At 50.7% G+C, this 1957-nt stretch carries 2 protein-coding genes and 11 tRNA genes; all 13 read right to left on the bottom strand.

Annotated features, from left to right (window positions below):
* The coding region (locus BLS58_RS17835; RefSeq protein ID WP_218126204.1) for a hypothetical protein at positions 1 to 218 on the bottom strand (218 nt) is incomplete at its 3' end.
* Between the two features lie 63 nt (positions 219 to 281).
* Positions 282 to 366, bottom strand: a tRNA-Leu gene (locus BLS58_RS09230).
* Positions 367 to 439: 73 nt separating this feature from the next.
* Positions 440 to 952 carry a dUTP diphosphatase gene (locus BLS58_RS09225; RefSeq protein ID WP_342705571.1) on the bottom strand — a complete coding sequence of 171 codons (513 nt, stop codon included), beginning with the start codon at positions 950 to 952 and terminating at the stop codon, positions 440 to 442.
* 69 nt (positions 953 to 1021) lie between these two features.
* A tRNA-Leu gene (locus tag BLS58_RS09220) sits at positions 1022 to 1112 on the bottom strand.
* A 17-nt stretch (positions 1113 to 1129) separates the two neighbouring features.
* Positions 1130 to 1204: transfer RNA gene (locus tag BLS58_RS09215), tRNA-Cys, on the bottom strand.
* 9 nt (positions 1205 to 1213) lie between these two features.
* Positions 1214 to 1288 (bottom strand) — tRNA-Gly (locus BLS58_RS09210).
* Positions 1289 to 1293: 5 nt separating this feature from the next.
* A tRNA-Gln gene (locus BLS58_RS09205) sits at positions 1294 to 1368 on the bottom strand.
* 4 nt (positions 1369 to 1372) lie between these two features.
* Positions 1373 to 1448: transfer RNA gene (locus tag BLS58_RS09200), tRNA-His, on the bottom strand.
* A gap of 17 nt (positions 1449 to 1465) precedes the next feature.
* Positions 1466 to 1539: transfer RNA gene (locus BLS58_RS09195), tRNA-Trp, on the bottom strand.
* A 3-nt stretch (positions 1540 to 1542) separates the two neighbouring features.
* Positions 1543 to 1629, bottom strand: a tRNA-Tyr gene (locus tag BLS58_RS09190).
* Positions 1630 to 1710: 81 nt separating this feature from the next.
* A tRNA-Thr gene (locus tag BLS58_RS09185) sits at positions 1711 to 1786 on the bottom strand.
* A gap of 9 nt (positions 1787 to 1795) precedes the next feature.
* Positions 1796 to 1871, bottom strand: a tRNA-Phe gene (locus BLS58_RS09180).
* 10 nt (positions 1872 to 1881) lie between these two features.
* Positions 1882 to 1957: transfer RNA gene (locus BLS58_RS09175), tRNA-Asp, on the bottom strand.

Below are 1957 nucleotides of genomic sequence, written 5' to 3'. Positions count from 1 at the left end.
CAAGATCGGCTCGCTCTCAGAGGGACGATTAACGCGATTTCATACCCCTTACGGTGATCCCGCCTGATCGTGGGGGACGATAGTGTGGAGTGATCCCACAAAAGCAGCGTTTTTTCTTTTCCCAAATTATTTTTGTCAGCAAACAGGATAAATCGTTGGCGATGTCGATAGTATCCGGTTCGAGTCTCGCCTATAACGTTACTCCTTCGTTTTGACATACAAAAAAAGCACCCCTCAATCCTTTGGATTGACGCAGTGCTTATCATCAAATGTAACTTAATTGGTAGCGGTGGTGGGACTCGAACCCACACTTCCGTAGAAACGCGATTTTGAGTCGCGCGCGTCTGCCAATTCCGCCACACCGCCAAGTTCTCGTTCACGACAAGTAATAATATAGCATGTACCAGGCCCTTTTTGCAAGGAAATACAGCAATTTATTCTAACGGATTCCGGTTGAACCGAATCCGCCCAGGCCACGTCTCGTTTCTTCCAGCGATTCAACTTCTGAAAACACCGCTCTCGGCACCTCTTTTAAAATACCCTGAGCGATGCGGTCATGCTTATGGATGATGTAGGTGCCTTCAGGATGAAAGGTTACACAATTTTCTTTTTCTCCCTGAATGGTGAGAACGGTGTTTACCTTATCTTCGCTAAGGTGCGATATATTATCAAGAGGTATACCGACTTCCCCCCGATAATCGGCATCGATCGTTCCCGGTGCATTTGGTATCCGTAATTTTGACTTTCTGGAGATTCCGCTCCGTGGCCGTATTTGTATTTCGTACCCTTTAGGGATAGCAAAGGCAAGTCCGAGCTTCACGATTATTGCCTCACCCGGCTCAATCGTCACTTCTTCTGCCGCGTATAAGTCAAATCCTGCCGCGTCCTCACTGCCGTAAGTAGGCATTCTTGCGTCTGTCGTTAACTTTTTTACCGGAACGTTTATGTCCACAAAAATACCTCCGCTACCCGCAATGAAAAAGATCACCCAGCATTCCGAGGTGATCGCCTGGTTGTTTTATGGTGCCGAGGGCCGGACTCGAACCGGCACGGTCGTATTACCGACCGCAGGATTTTAAGTCCTGTGTGTCTGCCACTTCCACCACCCCGGCATGTCCTACACTTTAAATGGAGGCGGCACCCGGATTTGAACCGGGGCGTAGAGGATTTGCAGTCCCCTGCCTTACCACTTGGCTATGCCGCCATAAAAAAATGGAGCGGAAGACGAGATTCGAACTCGCGACCCCCACCTTGGCAAGGTGGTGTTCTACCGCTGAACTACTCCCGCTTATATGGCTGGGCCAGCTGGATTCGAACCAGCGCATCTCAGGACCAAAACCTGATGCCTTACCACTTGGCTATGGCCCAATCATGGGGCGGTTGATGGGGATCGAACCCACGAATGCCGGAACCACAATCCGGTGCGTTAACCACTTCGCCACAACCGCCATTCGTCATATACAAATGGCAGGGGTAGTAGGAATCGAACCCACATCGGAGGTTTTGGAGACCCCTGTTTTGCCATTAAACTATACCCCTGAATGGTGGAGGAGGACGGATTCGAACCGCCGAACTCAGAGAGAGCGGATTTACAGTCCGCCGCGTTTGGCCAGACTTCGCTACTCCTCCGGCTTGGATGTTAGATGTTGGTGGTTAGAGGTTAGAGATTTTGAAATCCAACTTCCAACCTCTCACTTCTAATTTCCAGAATGGTGCCGGCCAGAGGACTTGAACCCCCAACCTACTGATTACAAGTCAGTTGCTCTGCCAATTGAGCTAGACCGGCCGGGAAAGATGGTGGCTCGAGACGGAATCGAACCGCCGACACGTAGATTTTCAGTCTACTGCTCTACCGACTGAGCTATCGAGCCAATATGTAAATGGCGGGCCTGACGGGAATCGAACCCGCGATCTCCTGCGTGACAGGCAGGCATGTTAACCGCTACACCACAGGCCC

Origin of the sequence: Natribacillus halophilus (genome assembly GCF_900100185.1) — a bacterium.
Classification (GTDB): Bacteria; Bacillota; Bacilli; order Bacillales; family Marinococcaceae; genus Natribacillus; species Natribacillus halophilus.
This window is presented reverse-complemented; position numbering and strand designations above follow the sequence as displayed.